The sequence below is a fragment of the Arenibacter antarcticus genome (assembly GCF_041320605.1).
Lineage (GTDB): Bacteria > Bacteroidota > Bacteroidia > Flavobacteriales > Flavobacteriaceae > Arenibacter > Arenibacter antarcticus.
This window is the reverse complement of sequence record NZ_CP166679.1, coordinates 4,536,531-4,559,240: the sequence shown is the minus strand read 5'-3', so window position 1 is coordinate 4,559,240 and position 22,710 is coordinate 4,536,531. Positions and strand designations below refer to the sequence as shown.

Below are 22,710 nucleotides of genomic sequence, written 5' to 3'. Positions count from 1 at the left end.
CTCCAAAGGAAAAATTATGGGTTTTTCAGATTATCTCTAACCATTTTATAAAACTCATAAAATTTTGGCTGCACAATAATTTCCGTAGCGGTCTCAATAGTGTACATTCCCAGTTCTGATTTGCCAGTGGCTCTAATCCTTTTTGGTTCCACTTGATATTTGCCCTCTAAAAGATTGGCAACGGTAGAAGCCTGTTGGGTACCTATTTGCCAATTATTGTTCTTCTTATCCGCAGAATTCACCAGGTTACTATTGCTGACAATTTCTATATCCATAGTTGGATGAGCTTTTAAAATGTTGGCAATTTTACTTATTATTGCCTCTCCAGAGTCCGTTATTTTTGCACTTTTTGTTTGCTCACCAAAAAGGAAACTATTATCCAAAACCACGGTAATGGCACCATCGCTAACCGTAATTTTGGGGTCTGGACCTAAGTTTTGCTTAAAAACGGTTAAGACTGCCAGGGTAACGGAATCCCTACTGCTCAGGGCCTCTCTAATTACCCTCAATTGTCCTTCTTTTTCTTGTATATTGGCCAAAGTACTGTTAATATTATCTGATCTTCTAGTGGAGGCTTCCGTGAAATTGTTCAAATTTTGTAGGAGAATGCTATTGGTTTCTTTCATTTCTTCTACTTGGACTTCATAAGATTCTACCTTGGTAGAATTGATCCTTTCTTGTCGCTTTACCTCGGACAATGCAGTTTCAGTGGAGCGTAATCGCGATTCTAAATCTTCAATTTCCTGAACTAGTTCTTTTTTGCTTTGGGCATGCGAAATAGAAATGGTCATTAATAAGACTAATACGGTAATTAATTTCTTTCTCATTTATACTATTTAATTTAATAATTAACTTGATTTCATTTTACTGAATGGCGCAAATTTAACCAAATACTTTACATATTAAGGGTTAATTTGAAACGGTCCATAAGGTGCCAGCCGTTTTGGTTTTCTATCCATATTTAGTATGATGGCACTTTGAACTATTAGTGGCAAACTATAACAGCGCTTGGGAATTTGCCAAATGATATTCCTTTACATTCCCGGTGTATAATTCCACCTATTTATTTAAAAAGTCAAGGCTCATTTCGGTCATGGCTTGTACTCCCAACAGCAATCCACTATCGTCTATCTTAAAATCTGGCGTATGGTGAGGAAAGGATTCTTCGCTACCTGGCGTCATGCCTCCCAAAAAGAAAAAGAAACCTGGCACTTCCCTCTGATAATAGGAGAAGTCCTCGGCTCCAGTAACGGCCTTTTGAGTCTGTACGTTAGAATTGCCCGCTACCCTAATGAGGGTGGGCAACATCTTGTCAACCAATTCTGGATCGTTGTAAGTAATTTCAGTAGCATTTTTAATTTCAATAGTGGCCTCCCCTCCGTAGGCCTTGGCAATTGTAGGGACCATTTCTTTCATTCTGCGATTAATCATTTCTTGCATGTCGTAGTCCAAAGTTCTTATAGTACCTATCATTTCTGCAGTTTCAGGTATAATATTGAATCGCACTCCCGAAGTTATTTTACCCACGGTAATTACAGCAGCTTCATTAGTAAGTTGTGCCTCTCTGCTTATAATGGTCTGAAGCCCATCAATAATCTTGGCGCTTATTAATATTGGGTCTACTCCCGACCATGGTTGGGAACCATGGCTCTGTTTTCCTTTTACCTTAATTTCAAAACTTTGTGCTGCTGCCATAGTCCCTCCAGATTTATATCGGATAACCCCGACCGGCGTCTGGGAATTTATATGCAAGCCAAAAATGGCGTCAACATCAGGATTTTTAAGCACCCCTTCCTTCACCATTAACAGGGCGCCACCTTCCTCTCCTGGTGGAGGACCTTCTTCCGCGGGTTGAAAGATAAACTTTACTGTACCCTTTATCTTGTCTCTGTTCTTAGATAAAATCTCAGCGACACCCATTAGGATTGCGGTATGGGTATCATGACCGCAAGCATGCATAACCCCCACTTCTTGCCCTAGAAACTCCGACACCACTGTAGATTTGAAAGGCAGATCGTTCCGTTCTACCACGGGCAAGGCATCTATATCTGCCCGTAGTGCGATTACCTTTCCAGCTTTGTTTCCCTTGAGCACGCCAACAACCCCGGTTTTGGCAACCCCTGTTTGTACCTCTATCCCTAAAGAACGAAGGTGCGTTGCAATTTTCTCTGCTGTTTTAAACTCCCTGTTGGAGAGTTCTGGATGCTGATGAAAATCGCGTCTCCAGTCAATTACTTGTTGTTCAATATCGTTATATTGCTTTTCCAGTTTATATTTTTGGGCCGTTATACTATAGCAGCTTAGGAGTATTATTACAATAATTAAATGTTTCATAGTTGGTTGTTTTAAAAATTAAAAAGTCCATCGGCATTCAACTGAGTGTGGAATAAAGATGTCTCAGCAGATAACGAGATGCGTATTCCCAGAATATTATGCCCAATAAATTTATCTTGTACCAAGGTTAGTTTAGAATTTAGTCATTTGCACAGCACAGGGTTAAACAAGGAAGAGCTTTTAAAAAAGTTTATTATTCCATAAATATATTCAAATTAGCATTAGGATTTGGTTGGGGTGTTCATAATTATTGGAACTTCCATTTTTGGATAAGGCTATTTATGGTTAAATTCACCGATCCTAAAGATTTAAATCTAATAGACACTTGGAGAATTATATAAATGAGTTAAATGAGGCCCAAAAGGCTCCCGTCCTTCACAAAGACGGTCCCTTAATGGTGATTGCCGGCGCTGGTTCGGGAAAGACTAGGGTGCTGACCTATCGTATTGCCTATCTTATGAGTAAGGGGGTAGATGCCTTTAATATCTTATCACTGACCTTTACCAATAAGGCAGCACGGGAAATGAAGAAGCGTATTTCCGATATTGTAGGATCCTCAGAGGCCAAAAATTTGATGATGGGAACCTTCCACTCCGTCTTTGCTAAGCTTTTACGTTTTGATGGGGACAAGTTGGGATACCCGAGTAATTTTACGATTTACGATACTCAAGATTCTCAGCGACTCCTTTCAGCGATAATAAAGGAAATGGGGCTGGATAAGGATATCTATAAATACAAACAGGTACAGAACAGGATATCGTCCTATAAAAACAGTCTTATTACCGTAAAGGCATATTATAACAACCCCGACCTTTTAGAGGCCGATGCCATGGCCAAAAAACCGCGAATGGGTGAGATATACCAGAATTATGTGGATCGATGCTTTAAGGCTGGGGCAATGGATTTTGATGATTTATTGTTGCGTACCAATGAGTTGCTTACCCGTTTTCCTGAAGTATTGTCCAAATACCAGAATAGATTCAGGTATATTTTGGTAGATGAGTATCAGGATACCAACCATTCCCAATATTTAATCGTCAAGGCACTGTCCGACAAATTCCAGAATATTTGTGTGGTAGGGGATGATGCTCAGAGTATTTATTCGTTTAGGGGGGCTAATATCAGTAATATCCTAAACTTTCAGAAGGATTATGACAATGTAGGTATGTACCGTTTGGAACAGAATTACAGGTCTACTCGGAATATTGTAAATGCAGCCAACTCCATAATTGCAAACAATAAGAACCAATTGGAGAAGGTGGTTTGGACCTCTAATGAGGATGGTCCAATGATCAAAGTCCACCAGAGTCCAACCGATGCGGAAGAGGGTAGGTTTGTGGCCGGCTCAATTTTTGAACACAAAATGCAAGAGCAGTTACCCAATGGTAATTTTGCGGTACTCTACAGGACTAACTCGCAATCTAGGGCCATTGAGGATGCGTTGCGTAAACGGGATATTCCCTATAGGATTTATGGCGGACTATCATTTTACCAACGGAAGGAAATAAAAGATGTACTTTCCTATTTAAGATTGGTGATTAACCCTAAGGACGAGGAGGCGCTTAAGCGTATCATAAACTTTCCTGCTAGAGGAATAGGACAGAGTACCATGGATAAACTAACCGTGGCCGCTAACCATTATAACCGATCAATTTTTGAGGTTATAGAGAATTTGGACCGTATAGACCTAAAAATAAATTCTGGAACAAAAAGAAAATTGGGCGATTTCGTGACCATGATCAAAAGTTTTCAGATTATGAACGAAAGTGCAGATGCTTTTGTCCTGTCAGAACATGTTGCCAAAAAAACAGGGGTGCTGTTAGAGTTTAAAAAGGACGGTACGCCAGAGGGAATTGGCAAAATGGAAAATATAGAGGAGCTGCTGAACGGGATAAAAGACTTTGTTGAGGGACAAAGGGAGTTGGCCGATGCCAAAGCAGATATAGGGGAATTTTTGGAAGATGTGGCCCTGGCTACAGATTTGGACAAAGATACTGGTGATGATGATCGGGTAGCCTTAATGACCATTCATTTGGCCAAAGGATTGGAGTTTCCTTATGTGTATGTCGTAGGAATGGAAGAGGATCTATTTCCTTCTGCCATGAGTATGAGTACTAGAAATGAACTGGAAGAAGAAAGAAGATTGTTTTATGTTGCTTTGACACGGGCGGAGAAACAAGCCTATTTAACCTTTGCTCAAACCCGGTACCGATGGGGGAAATTAGTAGATGCAGAACCTAGTAGATTTATAGAGGAAATAGACGAGAAATATATAGAAAATTTAACTCCTATAAAAAGTCACAGGTATACGCCTTTAATAGATGTAGACATTTTTGGCGATATGGATAAAAGTAGGTTGCGCCAGATAAAGCCTATGAAAGGGACACCACCAAGTGGCAATTCCCCTAATGAAAACCAATTGCGCAAGCTGCGTAAGTTGAAGCCCGAACTAGGCGTTCCTGTAGGCAACACCAATTCGGTAGACCCCAACCTATCCGAGGGTTCTTTAGTAAACCACACTAGATTTGGTAGGGGCCAAGTGATAAAAATAGAAGGTGTAGGAAATGATAAAAAAGCGGAGATAAAATTCGATAAAGGCGATATTAAGAAGTTGTTGCTCCGCTTTGCCAAGTTAGAGGTACTCTAATCTTTTTTATAAGTTAGTATTTAGGTCACAGTTAAACTATAGGTGATTTTGTATAAAGGCCTTTAATTTAATAGAGGTATCCAAAAGATCCAACCCAATCCAACCATGACCACCATTAGGGTATAGGGTAAATTCGTGGGTTACGTTTAATTCCTTTAATTTGTCCCTTAGGTCTATTCCTTGGGAATTGGGAATTAAGGGGTCTTGCGCTCCATAAAACAATATGGTTGCAGGGGAAGTTGAGGTTACTTGGTATATAGGACTCACCGCTTCCAATACAGCTGGGTCACTTCCAAATTGATCTAAAAGTTCTCTTAGTTCTTGATCGGTTGTATTTACATATGACTCGTCTAGCAAATTGGTTGGCCCTACAATACTGCAGACCATCTTTACTTGTTTCTTTGTATCATGGGCGTAGCTCCATAATAAGGAAAGATGTGCACCGGCACTGGCGCCAATAAACCCAATCTCGGGAGATATTTGAAATTCCTGTACCCTATTGCGCAATTCGTTTACCACTCTATCTATATCATTTATTTGCATGGGATATGGAGGGGTGTTAACATCGGCTAGCCTATAGTTCATATTCACAACCGCTATTTCCGGGAGTTGTTCCCGAATAAAATCTTTAAAGGCATCCATTTCCGACTTATCACCTTTGTTCCATCCACCTCCATGTATCAAAATCAGTACTTTAGTGTCCTTAGTTCTATTTTTTGGAAGATAAATGTCATATTTTTGATGTGAATCGGTACCGTATTCCAAATTGATGATGTTTTTGGCTTCCAATGAGGTAATGTCAGACGTAATTGCATCTTCCGAACAGGAAGTGATGCAAAAAAAAAGGAAGCCGAGAAGTAGAATATGTGGTAGCTTATACATGAAAAATTATTTCTTAAATTGATAACGTTTATTTTGAACGAATACTATGTCTGAATTTATTAAAATTTATCCGGAAAATCCTAATCCTAAGGAAATTAACAAGGTGGTCAATATTTTACGCAAAGGTGGATTGATAATCTACCCGACAGATACGGTATATGGTTTGGGTTGTGATATTACCAATACCAAAGCGTTGGAAAAAATTGCTAGGATCAAGGGGGTGAAATTGGCCAAGGCAAATTGGTCCTTTATTTGTGCGGATCTGAGTAACTTGTCTGACTATGTTCGTCAAATTGATTCAGCAACTTTCAAGATCCTTAAGAGGGCTTTACCTGGTCCTTATACCTTTATACTCCCAGGGAACAATAACCTACCAAAAGAGTTTAAAAAGAAGAAAACGGTGGGTATAAGGGTCCCCGACAATTCTATTGCCCGATCATTGGTGGAGGTCTTGGGAAATCCTATAATCTCAACCTCGATAAGGGATGAGGATACCGTATTGGAATATACCACCGATCCAGAATTGATCTATGAGAAATGGAAAAACCTTGTCGATGTTGTAATAGATGGTGGATATGGGGATAACGTTGGTTCTACGGTTATAGACCTCTCCGAGGACGAACCTATAATTGTAAGGGAAGGGAAGGGGAGTCTAGATATTTTTTAAGCGTCATAGTACGTATTTCCTGTTTTTAGGAAACTAGGATTTACGTGACGAAGAGTTTTGAATTATTCCATTACTTCACTTAAATTGATCTATTAAGCTTGATCTTCCTCTAAAACTCTGCTTAAAATTATTAGTTCTAAGCATTAAAATTTAAAGTTTACCACAAAAAAAAAGCGACCAATTTGGTCGCTTTTAAAATTTATAAGAAGTATCCCTTAGTTAATTTTAGGATCTTTCATTCCTTCTTCGATCATGCTGTAGAACTGATCAATTTTTGGAAGTACTACGATACGAGTTCTTCTGTTCTTAGCTCTATCAGTATCTGATACAGGAACATATTGAGATCTACCTGCAGCAGTCATACGCTTTGGATCTACGTTGTAATCGTTCTGTAGGATACGAACAACAGAAGTAGCGCGTTTAACACTCAAATCCCAGTTGTCCAACAATACACCGCTTCTGTACGAAAGTGGATCAGTGTGACCTTCAACCATAAATTCGAAATCTGGTTTGTTGTTGACTACCTGAGCAACTTTACCCAATACATCCTTAGCTTTATTGGTTACTGTATAGCTACCACTTCTAAATAATAATTTATCGGAAATAGAAACAAAAACAACTCCTTTTTCAACGCTAATTTCGATGTCTTCATCATCCAAGTTTCCAAGAACACCTTTTAAACTTTGAACTAAGGACAGGTTTACAGAATCTCTTCTTGTAATAGCGTCGCTAAGTTTTCTAATGGTAAGGTCTCTTTCTTTAAGACTTTCTAAAGATTTCTCTAAATTGTCGGCTCCTTTACTAGTAAGGGTAGTAAGGTTGCCCATGTTGTTAATTAAATCTTGATTATTTGACTTTAAGAATTTGTTTTGATCTTCTAAAGTCTGCATCTTGGATGTGGCCGCGGCCTTATCCTCTAAACAAGTGTTTAATTTAACAGTGGCGGAATTCAGCAAATCTTGTGTTTCTTTGGCTTTAGCCTCTAAATTTGCATACTTTTTTTGCGACACACAGGAGGATAATAATAGGGTTGCTCCTAAACAACCTAAAATAATTTTTCTCATAGTTATTCTAATAATTAATTATTGTTCTATAATTTGTGCAAGGTAATAGATTGCTGCCAAAAATATATAAAATGCTCACATATAATAGCCTTAATTAGTTAATTTTTTATTAAAATGTTAAATTTTCTTACATTATGTACGAAATGGGACCATACAATTGACTTTGTAGTGTAATAGGTGCCCATGAAATTTCGTTTTTCCCGTTTCTTGAACATGGTGTTGAAGTGCTTGTAAAAACTTAAATGTGCTCGTAAAATTGCCCAACAGTGCTGAGGCTTACCTTGAAAAACAAAACGGACACCGGCAACTCCATCCAAGAATAATCGTAAACCTAATATCGGAATCCCTTTTTTGGGCGGAAGGTTTTTGAGTATAGAGAACAAAGAATTTCTAAAATTTAAAAAGGTCTTTTTAGGATCCATATTGCTCAAAGTGGATCCTCCTAGGTGATAAATTTTTGAACTCCCCACATAATAGACATGATAACCATTGTTTTTTGCTCTCCAACACAGATCTATTTCTTCCTGGTGGGCAAAATAATCCTCATCAAAACCTTGAAGTTGGTGAAAAACATCACTTTTTATAAACATACATGCGCCAGTGGCCCAAAAAATCTCCTTTTTGTCATTGTACTGGCCCAAATCTTGTTCCAATTCCTGAAAAATACGTCCCCTGCAAAAGGGATATCCAAATTTATCTATAAACCCTCCTGCAGCCCCAGCGTATTCAAAATGGGTTTTATTCTTATAATCCAATATTTTTGGTTGTATAATGGCTGCTTTCGAATTATTTAAAAATTCTTCGGTGATAGGCGACAACCAATCTTGAGTTACTTCTACGTCCGAATTCAGTAAACAATAAACATCGGCCTTTATTTGTGGTAAGGCATCATTATAACCTTTGGCATAGCCACCGTTGCTGCTATTCTGAATGATTTTGATCTCTGGATACTGTTTCTTAAGGAAGGCGATGGAATTGTCTGTAGAGGCGTTGTCCGCTACATAAATATCAGCTTCCTTCGAGAAAGCCGTCACGGAGGGGAGAAACTTCTCTAAAAGCGCTTCACCATTCCAATTAAGTATTACTACTGCAATTTTCAACATTTGTGGATTCCCAACGTTAATTTTGGGGTTTTTATATTAAAGAAAAATTATTTAAGGGAGCAAAGTAAGGTAATTTTTTACTTAGTTAAATTCAATTGTTTTTTTAGCACTTGTAAATTTAATTTAAGTAAAATGTGATTGGATATTTCAAAATGTTTAAGGGGTGTAGTTAGGGATGGTTTTAAGGAAAGTGTACATTTCCCCTTCTAGGTCCATTTTACAATAAAAATTTTCCAGCCCATTGGTCACCATTAGATATTTTGCATTTAGTTGAAGGTTGTATCTTGCTATCTGATCAAAAACATGCTGGGTTATAGTTATTTTTGGGGCTTTGCATTCTACCAATAATTCAATTTCACCGTCCGGACTAAATATCACTACATCATATCGTTTCTTTAAATTATTGATCAGTAGTTGTTTTTCGATATTAATGTGGCTGAGAGGGTAATTTTTTTCTTTCCACAAATAATGGACCACGTGTTGACGCACCCATTCCTCGGGTTGTAGGACTACAAATTTTTTGCGGATCACATCAAAAATATAGATTTTATTTTCCCTATTTTTGAAGCGAAATGGATATGATGGAAAGTTTAATGGCTCCATGATGTAAAGTTGATGAATTTTTTTAAATGGATGAAGTAAAACAAATTGTAGGCAATATAAAAAAGGGAAATATAGCACCAATATATTTTCTAACAGGAGAGGAACCCTATTATATTGATAAAATTTCGGAGTATATTGAGAAAAATGTTCTTTCCGAGGAAGAGCGTGGATTTAACCAAGTGATCCTCTACGGTAAGGATGTTAGTGTAGAGGATATTGTAGGGAATGCCAAGAGGTATCCAATGATGGCCGAAAGGCAGGTAGTAATCATTAAAGAGGCGCAGCACTTATCTCGGTCCATAGAAAATTTAACATCCTATGCGGATAATCCCCAACCGTCTACGGTATTAGTGATTTGCTATAAGTACAATAAGTTGGACAAACGAAAAAAGCTGTATAAGGCCATCAATAAAACGGGCGTTATTTTTGAAAGCAAGAAGCTATACGAGAATAAGGTTGCAGATTGGATCAGGAAGGTGCTAAAATCCCGTGGATACGATATAAGCTTCAAGGCTGCCAATCTTTTAGTGGAATTTTTGGGTACAGATCTAGGGAAAATTGACAAGGAATTGGAGAAACTTTGTCTTGTGGTTCCCAAGGGGGTCGAAATTACCCCAGAAGCTATAGAGGAGAATATAGGGATCAGTAAGGATTACAATAACTTTGAGTTAAAAAAGGCCATTGGTGAAGGAAATGTGGTGAAGGCCACGATGATCGTTAATTATTTTGGCCAAAACCCCAAGGACAATCCTTTTGTACTTACAATTACCTTGTTGTATTCCTTCTTTAATCAGTTATTGGCCTATCACGGGCTAAAGGACCATTCCTCAAAAAGCGTTTCAAGCGCACTGGGGATACGGCCCTATTTTGTTGAGGAAATTCAGATTGCCGCAAGAAACTATCCCATGAGACGTGTTAGCGGAATTATTTCTGAGCTAAGGGAGCTCGATGTAAAAGGGAAGGGGGTAGGTTCTACCATTTCCCATCAAGACCTTTTAAAAGAGCTGCTGATAAGGATATTCCATTAATAGGCTACTTTATTTTTTGTCCAAACTGTATTTTCCAGGACCTAACAAAAGTATACTGGTAAAACCTACTAAAAATAATATTGCTTTTTCCTTAACGCCTATTGGGTCATTGGCATGAACAATAAATAGTGCAACCATCATGGTTAAAATAATTGGTACAGAGGCCCAACGGGTCCTTATTCCAATAATCACCAAAATAGGACATATAAATTCTCCAATAACCGCTAAGAATAGGGAAGGAGCCGCTCCGATACCCAATGGATTTCCAAATTCGAAGTTGCCTTGTATTAGATTTAGAAATTTAGGAATTCCGTGGGTTAGCATCAAAACAGCAAAACCAACACGTAAAAGAAGTAAGCCGAAATCTTTCATTAGGGGGGAATTAGGTTTAGATTAATTATTAATAATGGGGTTAAAAATAACTAATTGTTTATTATTAATATCGATTTTAATTAAATTAAAATAATGGATAGAACAGTTTTCGCTCCATTGCTTTCTAATTCAGTTTTATCTTAGTTTAGGAAATTCACTGGGGTTGGATTCCCGCATTATGGAATATACTTTTTCAAAGATATCCTCCGCATTTGGTTTGGAAAAATAATCCCCATCTGTGGCATATGCTGGCCTATGTGGCGCGGAGGTCAATGTTTGGGGGGCACTATCCAAGTATTGATAAGCACCTTGTTTTTCTGTTATTTCGTGGATCAGGTAGGCTGAACATCCACCGGGAACATCCTCATCTATAACTAATAATCGATTGGTCTTTTGAATACTCTTTAGAAGGTTATGAGCTGTATCAAAAGGCATTAGACTTTGGGCATCCACAACCTCAGCATCTATCCCCACTTCTTTTAGTTCCAATGCAACCTGCATTACAATTCGCAATGTAGATCCATAGGATAAGAGCGTAATATCATTACCTGGCTTCAGTACTTCCACCACACCAATAGGGGTACATAATTCGCCCAGATTATTGGGTCTATCCTCTTTTAGACGATATCCGTTCAGGCATTCTATAAGTAGTGCAGGTTCGTTACCTTTCATTAAGGTATTGTAAAAGCCGGCCGCTTTGGTCATGTTTCTCGGGACTAGAATATACATTCCCCTTAACAGGTGAATTAGTCCGCCCATTTGAGATCCTGAATGCCATATACCTTCCAGTCTATGTCCTCTAGTCCTTACTATCAATGGCGCACGTTGTTTACCTACAGTCCTGTACAATAAGGTAGACAAGTCATCGGTTAGGGTGTATAAGGCATAGAAAATATAATCCAAATATTGGATTTCGGCAATGGGACGTAAGCCGCGCATGGCCATTCCTATTCCCTGTCCAATAATGGTTGCTTCCCTAATGCCACAATCGGCAACCCTAAGTTTCCCGTATTTTTTTTGCAGTCCTTCCAACCCTTGGTTCACATCGCCTATGGCGCCGGTATCTTCCCCAAAAATTAAGGACTCAGGATATTTGTTAAATAATTGATCAAAATTATCCCTTAATATTACCCTGCCGTCAACCTCATCGGGGTCTTGGTCATAAGTGGCCTTCACCTCGGGAACATGGATGGCGCTATTTTCTTGTTTATTGTATAGAAAGGAACTGAATGTGGACTGGGATTCCTCCAGAAATGTCTCCGTCCAGTTGGCCAAGGCCTCCTTTTCTTTAGAAGTTTCCCCCAATAAATAACGCATGGCCTTTCTTGCTGTAGAGGCCAAGTCTTTTTTAATTGGCTCTTCCGTTGCTATTAGGTCATTTTTAAGTTTTGTGATAAAATTTTTGTTGGGACTTGCGTTTGCGGCATTTTCAAGTAGATTTACCAACGTTTTTCTCAGTTCCCTATGTGGGGCTAAAAACTCTTCCCAAGCTTCCTTTTTTGCGCTTCGGACTACTCTTTTTATATTCTTTTCAATAGTTCCTAATTCCTCTTCCGTTGCAATTTTATTTGCAAGAATCCATTCCCGATAACGTTTGTTACAATCGTTATCCCTTTCCCAAGACAATCGGTCTTCACTCTTATACCGTTCATGAGATCCAGAAGTAGAATGCCCCTGTGGTTGGGTGAGTTCAGTGACATGGATAATAACTGGAACATGCTTTTCCCTAGCTATATCGGCAGCGTTTTCGTAAGCGTGAATCAGCCCAGTATAGTCCCAGCCCTTCACTTTTATAATCTCAAAGCCCTTATCCTTCTTATCACGTTGGAATCCGGCCAATATTTTGGAAATATCTTCCTTAGTGGTCTGATACTTTGCATGGACAGAAATTCCGTAATTATCGTCCCATATGCTTATGACCATCGGTACTTGCAATACACCGGCGGCATTAATGGTCTCAAAAAAAGCGCCTTCACTGGTACTGGCGTTGCCAATAGTGCCCCATGCTACTTCATTTCCATTCTTGGAAAACTTTTCGCTATTAATTCCCTTAACGTTCCTATAAATTTTGGAGGCTTGTGCCAGTCCTAATAGCCTAGGCATTTGCCCTGCAGTACAAGAGATGTCTGCGCTACTATTTTTTTGTTTGGTGAGATCTTTCCATGTGCCATCCTCGTTTAGGCTGAAGGTAGTGAAGTGTCCTCCCATTTGCCTACCGGCACTCATGGTTTCTTTAGTGATATCCGTGGTAGCATAAAGCCCATGAAAAAATTCTTTTGGAGAAAGCAGGTTCAACGCCATCATAAAGGTTTGATCCCTGTAATATCCACTTCTGAAATCTCCATCCATGAAGGAGCGTGCCATGGCAAGTTGTGGAAGCTCCTTCCCGTCGCCGAAAATTCCAAACTTTGCCTTCCCGGTCAAAACTTCCCTTCTTCCCAACAAACTACACTCCCTACTGGTAACTGCAATTTCGTAATCTTTCAATATTTGAATTTGAAAGTCGTCAAATGAAATATCGCTGCTAGTTTCGGAATCTATATTCATCACGGGATTAATGGTTTATTGCAAAAATATCAAATCATTATGGTTTTTGCAAACCATCAAATGTGATAATGCTTAATAATTCCTTAAAATAGTGGTCTGGGTAATTTTATTTATTGGTAATATCGCAAAAAATTAAGGTATAATTACGAATATTTCAATTCATTAAAACCATTTTCTAGTAAATAGTCCGGTTAAGGTCCTAGGGCTAAAGGTAATTACGAATCTGATTTTTTGATCGTACTGGGGTTGTGATATTTCCCAACCATTGTTGGAATATATTGGAAAATAGAGTTCAAAATAGTCGGTCAATAGGTTTAAGCGTATACCAGAATCGTATACAAACCGCTCTTTTATTCCTCTGTTTTTCACGAAACCTAGATCCCCATAAAGCTCTATCCATCTCCATAGGTTGACACTAGAATTTATAGTGGCCATCCAATCATTGGCAAACGGATGTTCTAATTTCGATTTAAATCCCCCTTCGGCAACAATAATCTGCTGGCTATAAATTCCGGAGCCCTCGGAACGGCCCAAATAACTATAATCAAAAAGATAATCTGTTGGCCGGTCTAGAGCGAAACTGAAAAAATTTGTGTTGCCCGCAGTCTTGTTGCGCACAAATTTCCCGGCAAAAAAGCGAATATTGAATTGGGTGTTGTTTTGAAATAGCTTTCGATATTCCAACTCATAGGCCAATTTAGTGAAAAGACTGGAATGTTGAGCATCCACAGACCAAGATAGGTAATTAAGAATATTATTGGTGGTGTTAATATATTTCGCATTAATTACACTGTAGTCGGGGTCCGATTCTAAGCCGTTGTTTTCTAGGGTGTTGTCTATTGTTCTGAATACATTTACAGATCTAAATATTAAGGCTTCCCGCTTATTCAATAGTAGATTATCTGGCCTCCATCCAAAACCAATTGAAGGACTAATGGTGCTATAACGCGAATTTTTTTGAAAATGAGAAGTAGACCCCCTTAAGGAGTAATTAGTAACGTATAATCCACTTTTTCCGTGATACTGTCTAAAATTAAAGTTTCCATAGCCAACGAAAGATTTCTCATTTGGAGCGTAGGAAGGTGCAAAGTCGAATACGAAAGGGCGTTCCAATAACGTTTTGTTATGTAGCCGCATTCCTGGTGACAGACCGTCATATTTGTTAAAGCTCAGTATTGGGACATAAAATACCTGATTGAAATAAGGGTCCTCGGCATCTTTAAAGAATTGGAATTTCAACTTTTTATTACTAGTGAAGAATCCATTGAGCGATTTCCAATTATCTCGCTGGTTAAATTCTGGAATGGTCTGGTCGTAATTCAGGACTAAGCGCTCTTCGTTATTTCTGGGAATATGGAAAGTTTTTTCTTCGGTAATATTGGTGAACCAATACTTGGAGACCACGGTGTCGTTTTTGATGCCAAACAGTGATATGGGTACATTGGTGCCTTGTTTATTCTTTAAGGTGACCAACAGCGAGTCTTGTGTTTTTATAACCTTCGTTATTTTAAAATCGATCTTCTGTGTGGTAGATACGTATTCATCAAAAAACCAATTGATGTCCTTGCTTGAGTTTTCTACGACTATAAATTTAAAATCCGCAGCGGTGGATGCCTTTAATTTATAGAACTTATAAAATTCTCTAACACTTTGATCAATCTGGGTTTTTCCGGTATAATCTGCCAAATAGGCCAACCCCAATCCCGCCTTGTATCTATTGGCTATTTTTTGGTTGAATTTGATCAAGGAATCATTAGGAGTTGTCAAGGATTGATCAATGTTTTTTCGAGCAGATAGCATGTGTAACAAGGGATATTGCTCGTTAAAACTCATTTTTGCCAAGTGAAAGCTTCGAATTCCCCAAATACTCGATAATTTTCCTAGCAATTTCTGGTCCGGATAATGTTGTTCCACAAAATTGATCATCAGATAATTTATAATGGCGTCGTTAACCCAATTTTCTTTTCTTGGGTTTAGAAACATCGTTTCCTTGATAAGGCTGTTTAAGGCAGTTTTTAAAAATTTCATTTCAAATTGAAACTTTTCCTCATAGGGTCTAATAAATTTGGGCAGCTGGTTTATTCCATATAAAGGGTCCTTGTTGTAATCCCATTCACTTACAAGTAATTGTTTGTGAGGGTATTCCCCTAAGCTTTCCTGTATAAATTGTGAAATTTTATTTATGGAAATTCCGGAAGATATTTCATCATATCTAGAAGACTCCAAATCCGTAACCATCGTTAGTCCCGGGGTAACATGTTTGGTAAACCGCCTAGTGGGACCAATTATTAGTTCCGCACTTTTTTGATCGGTCCCGGTTAGGATTATTTGCTGTTTGTTGCCCGAGTTCGATTTCTCCGATTCATAAAAATTAGAAACTAAGTATAGGTCTTTTGGAAAAGTAATTTCCAACGTAGTATTGGTAATTACAGTGAATAGGTCTTCCAAATTTTTATTGGAATATAAGTGCCACTCACCATCATAAACTGCGGGAGTCAGATACCAATCCTTTAAAAAATATTCCCTATTGTCGCTAAATCCATAAGGAGTAAACTTGTTAGGAGGTAATTTTACTCTATAGGTAATGAATAGCTTAACGGAAGAATGTGGGTGCAAGGGGGCATTAAGGTCAATTTTAATAATATCCCGCCCTGGCGTATAGTGCCAATCTAGCCCCTTATGTTCAAAATCTACGGCACTTATTATTTTGGTATATCCCCGTTCTTCCTCTTTTGCAAGATGGAGTCCCTTCTTAAATTCCTCGGAAAATCTTTTGGCCAATGCTGAGTTTTTATCTGCATAGGCATTAGCCCAGTCATTAAAATAAAGTGCATTTAAGGTGTCCTGGGACTCATTGTAGTACTGAATCTCTTGTTGGATGCCAATTTCTTTTGCCTCTTCATTTATGGTTGCTATAAGCTTATTACTGTGTTGGGAATAACCGAGATGGCCTAATAAAAAAAATATCAGGAATATGGTGTTAAGGGGTCTATTGGCCAATTCTTTCAAAAAATTTGGAGTTTAAAAATTTGGAGTTAGTAGGTTGCCTTTGTAAAAGGCGTCAATAATATCCACTACCTCTTCCTCAGTATCTACAATTTGTATTAAATCTAGATCCTTTGGACTAATATTACCTACCTCTAGCATGGAACTTTTTATCCATTCGATCAGTCCGCTCCAAAACTGTGTCCCAACCAATATAATTGGAAACTTTTCAATTTTATTGGTTTGTATGAGGGTAATGGCCTCGAAAAGTTCATCCAAGGTTCCAAATCCACCAGGCATAACTACAAATCCCTGTGAATATTTCACAAACATCACCTTGCGGACAAAGAAGTAATCAAAATCCAAACTTTTATCCTTATCAATATACGGATTATCATGCTGTTCAAATGGCAAGTCTATATTTAAACCCACGGAGGTTCCCCCGGCTAAATGGGCACCTCTGTTCCCAGCTTCCATGATACCGGGACCACCTCCTGTGATAATTCCATAACCTGCTTCAGAAATTTTCTTGGAAACATTAACGGCAAGTTCATAGAACGGGTCTCCAGGTTTAGTTCTGGCAGAACCAAAAATGGAAACACATGGTCCAATTGCACTCATTTTTTCGAATCCGTTTACAAATTCGCCCATAATTTTAAACAAGGCCCAGGAATCATTGGTCTTTATCTCATTCCAGCCCTTATGATGTTGTTCTTTTCTCATATGATGTTGTTATATGTCAATTTTTAAACCTTCCTAAACGGATCAAAATTTGTTAGGGGGCAAAACTTATTAAGGGTATTGCGCTAATTTGGTATATAAATCTTAATAAGTTACAAACCTAATTCTTTTCTTAGAAACTTGGAAGTATAACTTTTTTTGTCCTTTGCCACTTCCTCAGGGGTGCCTTTCGCAACTAACATGCCGCCTTTTCTACCCCCTTCATAACCTATATCCAAGATATAATCCATCATCTTTATAACGTCCATATTATGCTCAATGATTAGGACGGTATTGCCATGATTTACAAGCTCATTTAAAACGTTCATCAGAACCCTAATATCTTCAAAGTGAAGGCCAGTGGTTGGCTCGTCCAAGATATAAAAAGTGTTTCCAGTATCTTTTTTCGATAATTCGGTAGCCAATTTTATACGCTGTGCCTCCCCTCCGGACAAAGTGGTAGATTGCTGTCCAAGAGAAATATAGCCCAATCCCACATCTTGAATCGTTTTTAGTTTTCGATGAATTTTAGGGATTTTCTCAAAAAACTCCACCGATTCGTTGATCGTCATTTCAAGGACATCAGCGATAGATTTCCCCTTGTACCTTATTTCTAGAGTCTCCCGGTTAAACCGTTTGCCGTAACAGGTTTCACAATCCACATATACGTCTGGCAAAAAATTCATTTCTATGACCCTTAAACCTCCACCTTTACAGGTTTCACACCGTCCTCCAGATACATTAAAACTAAAACGACCAGGTTTATAACCTCTAATTGCAGCTTCCTGAGTCTTGGCGAACAAGGTTCTTATTTCACTGAAAACGCCGGTGTAGGTGGCCGGATTTGATCTCGGAGTCCTTCCTATAGGCGATTGGTTAATGTCTATGACCTTGTCTATATGCTCCAGACCACTGATTTTTTTATAAGGCATTGGTTTTTTAACCCCATTAAAATAATAAGCGTTTAGAATTGGATATAGGGTCTCATTGATCAAGGTAGACTTGCCACTTCCAGAAACGCCTGTAACCCCGATCATTTTTCCCAAGGGGAGTTCTACGGAAATATTTTTAAGATTATTTCCGGTGCACCCCGTTAATTTAATAGATTTCCCGTTACCTGGTCTTCTGGATTTGGGGACTTCTATATTTAATTCCCTGTTGATATAGGCCGCAGTAAGTGTGTGATGATTTTTAAGGTCGGCAGGGGTGCCCTGTGAGATTATTTCCCCTCCGTGTTTCCCTGCTTTTGGTCCAATATCTATTACATGGTCTGCGCGTTCTATCATATCCCGATCATGCTCCACCACAATTACCGAATTCCCTAAATCCCTCAGTGATTCAAGGGATTTTATTAATCGCTCGTTGTCTCTCTGGTGCAATCCAATACTGGGCTCGTCCAAAATATAAAGTACCCCTACCAATTGAGATCCTATTTGGGTAGCCAATCTGATCCGCTGGGCTTCCCCTCCGGATAAGGATTTGCTGCTTCGGTTTAGGGAAAGATAATCGAGCCCCACATCCAATAGAAATTGGATCCTAGTTCTTATTTCCTTAATTATTTCTTCCGCGATCTTTAGTTGGTTGCCCGATAGTCTTGCCTCTAAATTCTGGAAATAATCCGCTAACTCGGAAATATCCAAATTGGATAATTGGGCAATATTTTTATCGTCTATCCTAAAGTTCAACGAGGCTTGTTTTAAACGTGTCCCTTCGCAGCTGGGACATTCAACTTTATCCATGTATTCCTTGGCCCATCGTTTAATGGAGGTGGAATTGGCTTCGTTAAATTGACTTTTTATAAAGTGTGATATGCCCTCGTAGTCAATTTTGTATTGCCTTTTAACGCCTAGGGCCTTGGAGTCTATTTCAAAACTTTCCTTACCTCCATAAAGAAGAATTTGAACGGCTTGATCTGGAATTTTAGAAATAGGGTCGTCCAATTCAAAGTTATAGCGTTGGGCAATGATTTCAATCTGTTTAAAGGCCCAGGTTTTTTTATATGGCCCCAAGGGGGCAATGCCGCCGGCAGTAACCGATAATTTTTTGTCAGGAAAAATCTTGTTTTCGTTTACCTCGTATAGGTGTCCTAAACCATTGCAATCAGGACACATTCCTTTGGGTGAGTTAAATGAAAATGTATTGGGTTCTGGAGAGGGATAGGAAATCCCAGTGGTAGGACACATTAGGTCTCTACTAAAGTAACGGGGTTCTTCGGTACCTTCCTCTAAAATCATTAGTACATTATCACCGCTGTACATAGCAGTATTAATGGTTTCGGTTATGCGCTTGTCCAACTCGGAATTCTCTACTATTTTTAGTCGGTCAATAACAATTTCTATGTCATGGGTTTTGTATCGATCCACTTTCATGCCCTTTACAATGTCTTTTATCTCCCCATCTACCCTCACCTTCACAAAGCCTTGTTTTGCGATCTGCTCAAACAGTTCCCTATAATGTCCTTTTCTAGACCTGATCACCGGAGCGAGGATGTTAATTTTCTTGTCCTTATAGGCAGATATTATGAGGTCTTTTATTTGTCCATCGTCATAGCTAACCATTTTTTCACCAGTATTATAGCTATAGGCATCACTGGCCCTTGCGAACAGAAGTCTAAGAAAATCATAAATTTCCGTTATAGTGCCCACAGTGGATCGGGGCGATTTGGAGGTGGTTTTTTGCTCTATGGCAATAACCGGAGACAACCCATCTATTTTATCCACATCCGGACGTTCCATTCCGCCTAAAAATTGTCGTGCATAGGCAGAGAAAGTCTCAATGTACCTTCGTTGCCCCTCCGCATAAATAGTATCGAAGGCTAGGGACGATTTGCCACTGCCGGAAAGACCCGTTATCACCACAAGTTTTTCCCTTGGGATGGTAACATCTATATTTTTAAGGTTATGGACCCGAGCTCCCTGAACCTCAATATTTTCTTCGTATTCTATCATTATTATAAACAAAGCGCGAAGTTACGATTTTGACCTCTAAAAATGAAGTGAGCTGAATTTAGTTTTTTGTTATGTAAGGGCTTAACCATAAATTAGCGGGATTAACATTAAATTAATTTTATATGCGACTATTAGGAATAGGATCACGAATTCTGCACAACGAATTTGGGAAAGGTGTGGTGACCAATGTAACTTCCAAACATTACTGGGTTACGTTTATTGATAGTGGATTGGAAACTATAGCTATTGATTCTGATTTTGAAATTATTGAGTTACTGGAGGATGAGGTGGATACTATAAGTTTTTCAGAAGTTGAGGAATCCCTGATACGTATTCTTAGGAAGTGGGGAGATAACAGTTCTATTACTCCTTTAGCGGACAAATGGAAAGGTGGATCTCTAGTTTTAAGGCCTGGAGATTCTAATTTAACAGAAAAGGAAATTCCAATAGACACTTTTTTTCATAAAATTGTTATGGTAAGGGATCGGATAAGGGTAATGGAACAAAAAATTAATGGTAGTTCAAATTTAGATGATCGAGAAAAGGTTGATCTACAACAATACCTAACCCGTATCTACGGCAGCTTAACTACATTTAATATACTTTTTAAAAACCAAAGCGATAATTTCGTAGGGGAAAAAACTAGGTGATTTCTTAGGACTTTAGAATGTAAGAATCCTCTACTTTTTTAGACAGCTGTTTTTTCACCTCTAAAAGTGGTGGGTTCAGGAATAGTATTATTTGAATAAAGGAAGTTGTTGACCAAGGGTTTTAAGTTTGTCCTAGACAGGGTTTCCTTGGTATGGATAGGAGAGAGGTCTCTGGTGATTATTTCTGTTTTCCCCAGATCGTAATAAATTGCATAACGCCGTTTAAGATCGTAGATCAAAAACTCATTATGGGGGAATTTTGATCGATAATATTTGGATATCAATGGCAATACATCACAATGTGGAGCCAAGGCAGAAAAATAAATGTCATCTTGGGAAATCCTGAATTTTGCGATTGCCTCTATCCTATGCTTTTCCCTAGCAACCATACCAGCATAATGATGAAGTTTTATTTTAATGGATTGCAATTCTTCCAACTCCCCTTCTGAAAGATCATGATAAAGGGAATAGATGTATTTATAGAGCGGTAATTCAATGCCGTTTGTTTCGCTCAAAAAGGAAAAATATATAGTTTTAATAGCGGCATTGTTTTTTATCTGGATCCCATTCCAAACACGCCTGGCCTTATCCCGATCGGTGATAATAGTCTCCGTTTCTGTAAAAAGGCCTTTTTGGACCTTTTTATTTATCTGAATATCCATCACTCTCATTTTGGTTTCGAAGGTCCTGTATATAACAGATAGAAATCCATTGAAGCTTCCGTCGTAACGTAAAATCTTTGCGTTTTCCATACTTAGTCGAATAAACTGGGTTGTATATAAATTCTTTTTCTCGATATATCGGGTTTAAGCCTTGTTGGTGTTGTTCTAAGATTTTCACCATTTCGGGTTTTACGCACCACCAAGGTTTCATCCTCCATTGCCGAAATAGCCAAATGGCTTAATTTTCGATGTAGATCTTCTATGGTCATGGAATATGGCTTTGTAATTACTCCAAATATATGGAATTATTCCTAATTATGGAAATAATCCAATTTAATTATTGGATATAATCCAAAATATGTATATTTGAGGATATTAATGGACTATTCCGTACAGGATAACGGCTACTATTTTTAGGGCCATAAATTAAATTTTGGGATATGAACGATGATTTAGATATTGCAATCAAGCGTTTTACTGAGATACGTAGAGAACTTGGTTTTACCCAAGCTGAATTTGCTAACCTTTTAGGGGTTTCCAATACCACTGCAGATATAGAGCGTGGTAGAACAAAATTATCAGGGACCGTAGTTGCTCAACTGCTTAAACAATTTAATATAAATCCGCTTTGGTTGTTCGGGGACAGTACCCATAGGCATTTGTCTCCCGTTAATGACAGTGTTTTACCTAAAGTAGTTACTGTTGATTCTTCTGATAATGAAAATATGGTATTGGTAAACGCAAAGGCGGCAGCAGGATATCCCCAAAATATACAGGATACTAGTTGGTATAGGCAACTTCCCGCCTTTGATATTCCACTTCCCGAGTTTAGAAATGCTACCTATCGCGGCTTTCAGGTAGATGGGGACAGTATGATGCCTAACTTACGAACAGGGGAGTGGGTCTTGGCAAAGGCAGTAGAAAGTTTACAGGACGTTAATCCAAATAAAATTTATGTGGTAGTCTTGTACGATGCTGTATTGGTGAAGAAAATAGAAAAATCTCCAGATCCTAGGGAGATCAGCCTCATTTCCATAAATGAGAATTATCCGCCCTATCGCGTTAAAACTGATCAAGTGCAGGAGTTGTGGCAAGTAGGTAGTAAATTAACATTTGGCGTGGACGCTACTTCTGAGAATGGCTTGTTACGCCAATTACAGGAATCCATGGAGGAATTGAAAAGTCAGATTAGACGGGTAAATAATTAGTTTACTAGTAGTCCAAGGATGGCATTTTCCACTTCAATATGAAACTGATAAATCTTCTACTATTCACTATTCGTTACTTTATCTGATAGCTGTAAGTTATATTTGGTGATCTAATAGTCACTAATATGTAAACAAATAGTGGTGTACACCACGAAATTTCAAGGTTATACAACAATATCTGTGTTTTATTGTCAATTCAGTTTATATTCGTTTTAGTAAAAGATCCCAAATCTTATCATTACAGATACATACAAAGGCACTGCAATTAATTTGTATTGCCTTTTATTGTT

At 38.4% G+C, this 22,710-nt stretch carries 18 protein-coding genes; 5 read left to right on the top strand and 13 right to left on the bottom strand.

Going from position 1 to position 22,710, the window contains the following annotated elements:
- Positions 1-14: 14 nt before the first annotated feature.
- Together KCTC52924_RS18755 and KCTC52924_RS18750 are read right to left on the bottom strand one after the other, a co-directional pair.
- Entirely contained in the window at positions 15-827 is an 813-nt protein-coding gene (locus KCTC52924_RS18755) for an OmpA family protein (protein ID WP_251807897.1), read from the bottom strand.
- 232 nt (positions 828-1,059) lie between these two features.
- On the bottom strand, positions 1,060-2,334 hold the full coding sequence (locus KCTC52924_RS18750) for an amidohydrolase (protein WP_251807896.1): 1,275 nt from the start codon (positions 2,332-2,334) through the stop codon (positions 1,060-1,062).
- A gap of 325 nt (positions 2,335-2,659) precedes the next feature.
- Here KCTC52924_RS18750 and KCTC52924_RS18745 point away from each other — a divergent pair, with 325 nt between their 5' ends.
- The gene (locus tag KCTC52924_RS18745; protein ID WP_251807895.1) at positions 2,660-4,981 is read left to right on the top strand and encodes an ATP-dependent helicase; all 2,322 of its coding nucleotides are present in this window, start codon (positions 2,660-2,662) and stop codon (positions 4,979-4,981) included.
- Between the two features lie 36 nt (positions 4,982-5,017).
- Here the strand turns inward: KCTC52924_RS18745 and KCTC52924_RS18740 are convergent, their stop codons facing one another.
- Positions 5,018-5,863, bottom strand: a complete 846-nt coding sequence (locus KCTC52924_RS18740; RefSeq protein WP_251807894.1) for an alpha/beta hydrolase — start codon at positions 5,861-5,863, stop codon at positions 5,018-5,020.
- A gap of 46 nt (positions 5,864-5,909) precedes the next feature.
- On the opposite strand from KCTC52924_RS18740, the gene KCTC52924_RS18735 reads away from it, so the two are divergent.
- Positions 5,910-6,530 (top strand): L-threonylcarbamoyladenylate synthase, encoded by a 621-nt coding sequence (locus tag KCTC52924_RS18735; RefSeq protein ID WP_251807893.1) that lies wholly within the window; start codon positions 5,910-5,912, stop codon positions 6,528-6,530.
- A gap of 215 nt (positions 6,531-6,745) precedes the next feature.
- Here the strand turns inward: KCTC52924_RS18735 and KCTC52924_RS18730 are convergent, their stop codons facing one another.
- From KCTC52924_RS18730 to KCTC52924_RS18720, 3 genes are all read right to left on the bottom strand, one after another.
- Positions 6,746-7,594 (bottom strand): OmpA family protein, encoded by an 849-nt coding sequence (locus tag KCTC52924_RS18730; protein ID WP_251807892.1) that lies wholly within the window; start codon positions 7,592-7,594, stop codon positions 6,746-6,748.
- Positions 7,595-7,692: 98 nt separating this feature from the next.
- Positions 7,693-8,697 carry a glycosyltransferase family 2 protein gene (locus KCTC52924_RS18725; RefSeq protein ID WP_251807891.1) on the bottom strand — a complete coding sequence of 335 codons (1,005 nt, stop codon included), beginning with the start codon at positions 8,695-8,697 and terminating at the stop codon, positions 7,693-7,695.
- 156 nt (positions 8,698-8,853) lie between these two features.
- On the bottom strand, positions 8,854-9,300 hold the full coding sequence (locus KCTC52924_RS18720) for a type I restriction enzyme HsdR N-terminal domain-containing protein (RefSeq protein ID WP_251807890.1): 447 nt from the start codon (positions 9,298-9,300) through the stop codon (positions 8,854-8,856).
- A 26-nt stretch (positions 9,301-9,326) separates the two neighbouring features.
- Between KCTC52924_RS18720 and holA the strand changes: the two genes are divergently transcribed.
- Positions 9,327-10,328 (top strand): DNA polymerase III subunit delta, encoded by a 1,002-nt coding sequence (gene holA / locus KCTC52924_RS18715; RefSeq protein WP_251807889.1) that lies wholly within the window; start codon positions 9,327-9,329, stop codon positions 10,326-10,328.
- Positions 10,329-10,337: 9 nt separating this feature from the next.
- Here holA and KCTC52924_RS18710 read toward each other — a convergent pair whose 3' ends face one another.
- The 5 genes from KCTC52924_RS18710 to uvrA all read right to left on the bottom strand — a co-directional run bounded on the left by KCTC52924_RS18710 (position 10,338) and on the right by uvrA (position 19,900).
- Positions 10,338-10,700: a DoxX family protein gene (locus tag KCTC52924_RS18710; RefSeq protein ID WP_251807888.1), complete on the bottom strand. Its 363-nt coding sequence runs from the start codon at positions 10,698-10,700 to the stop codon at positions 10,338-10,340.
- Positions 10,701-10,835: 135 nt separating this feature from the next.
- Positions 10,836-13,247 (bottom strand): thiamine pyrophosphate-dependent enzyme, encoded by a 2,412-nt coding sequence (locus KCTC52924_RS18705; protein WP_251807962.1) that lies wholly within the window; start codon positions 13,245-13,247, stop codon positions 10,836-10,838.
- Between the two features lie 162 nt (positions 13,248-13,409).
- Positions 13,410-16,256 carry a metalloprotease gene (locus KCTC52924_RS18700; RefSeq protein ID WP_251807887.1) on the bottom strand — a complete coding sequence of 949 codons (2,847 nt, stop codon included), beginning with the start codon at positions 16,254-16,256 and terminating at the stop codon, positions 13,410-13,412.
- A 12-nt stretch (positions 16,257-16,268) separates the two neighbouring features.
- A complete protein-coding gene (locus tag KCTC52924_RS18695) occupies positions 16,269-16,955 on the bottom strand; it encodes a TIGR00730 family Rossman fold protein (RefSeq protein ID WP_251807886.1) in 687 nt (228 codons plus the stop codon).
- A gap of 110 nt (positions 16,956-17,065) precedes the next feature.
- Positions 17,066-19,900: an excinuclease ABC subunit UvrA gene (gene uvrA / locus KCTC52924_RS18690; RefSeq protein ID WP_251807885.1), complete on the bottom strand. Its 2,835-nt coding sequence runs from the start codon at positions 19,898-19,900 to the stop codon at positions 17,066-17,068.
- Positions 19,901-20,022: 122 nt separating this feature from the next.
- Between uvrA and KCTC52924_RS18685 the strand changes: the two genes are divergently transcribed.
- A complete protein-coding gene (locus tag KCTC52924_RS18685; protein ID WP_251807884.1) occupies positions 20,023-20,550 on the top strand; it encodes a hypothetical protein in 528 nt (175 codons plus the stop codon).
- 38 nt (positions 20,551-20,588) lie between these two features.
- On the opposite strand, the gene KCTC52924_RS18680 is transcribed toward KCTC52924_RS18685, so the two are convergent.
- Positions 20,589-21,302 carry a TIGR03915 family putative DNA repair protein gene (locus tag KCTC52924_RS18680; protein ID WP_251807883.1) on the bottom strand — a complete coding sequence of 238 codons (714 nt, stop codon included), beginning with the start codon at positions 21,300-21,302 and terminating at the stop codon, positions 20,589-20,591.
- A gap of 2 nt (positions 21,303-21,304) precedes the next feature.
- Complete coding sequence (locus KCTC52924_RS18675; RefSeq protein WP_251807882.1) at positions 21,305-21,481, bottom strand: hypothetical protein; 177 nt, start codon at positions 21,479-21,481, stop codon at positions 21,305-21,307.
- 171 nt (positions 21,482-21,652) lie between these two features.
- On the opposite strand from KCTC52924_RS18675, the gene KCTC52924_RS18670 reads away from it, so the two are divergent.
- Positions 21,653-22,420 (top strand): LexA family transcriptional regulator, encoded by a 768-nt coding sequence (locus KCTC52924_RS18670; RefSeq protein ID WP_251807881.1) that lies wholly within the window; start codon positions 21,653-21,655, stop codon positions 22,418-22,420.
- The last annotated feature ends 290 nt before the right edge of the window (positions 22,421-22,710 follow it).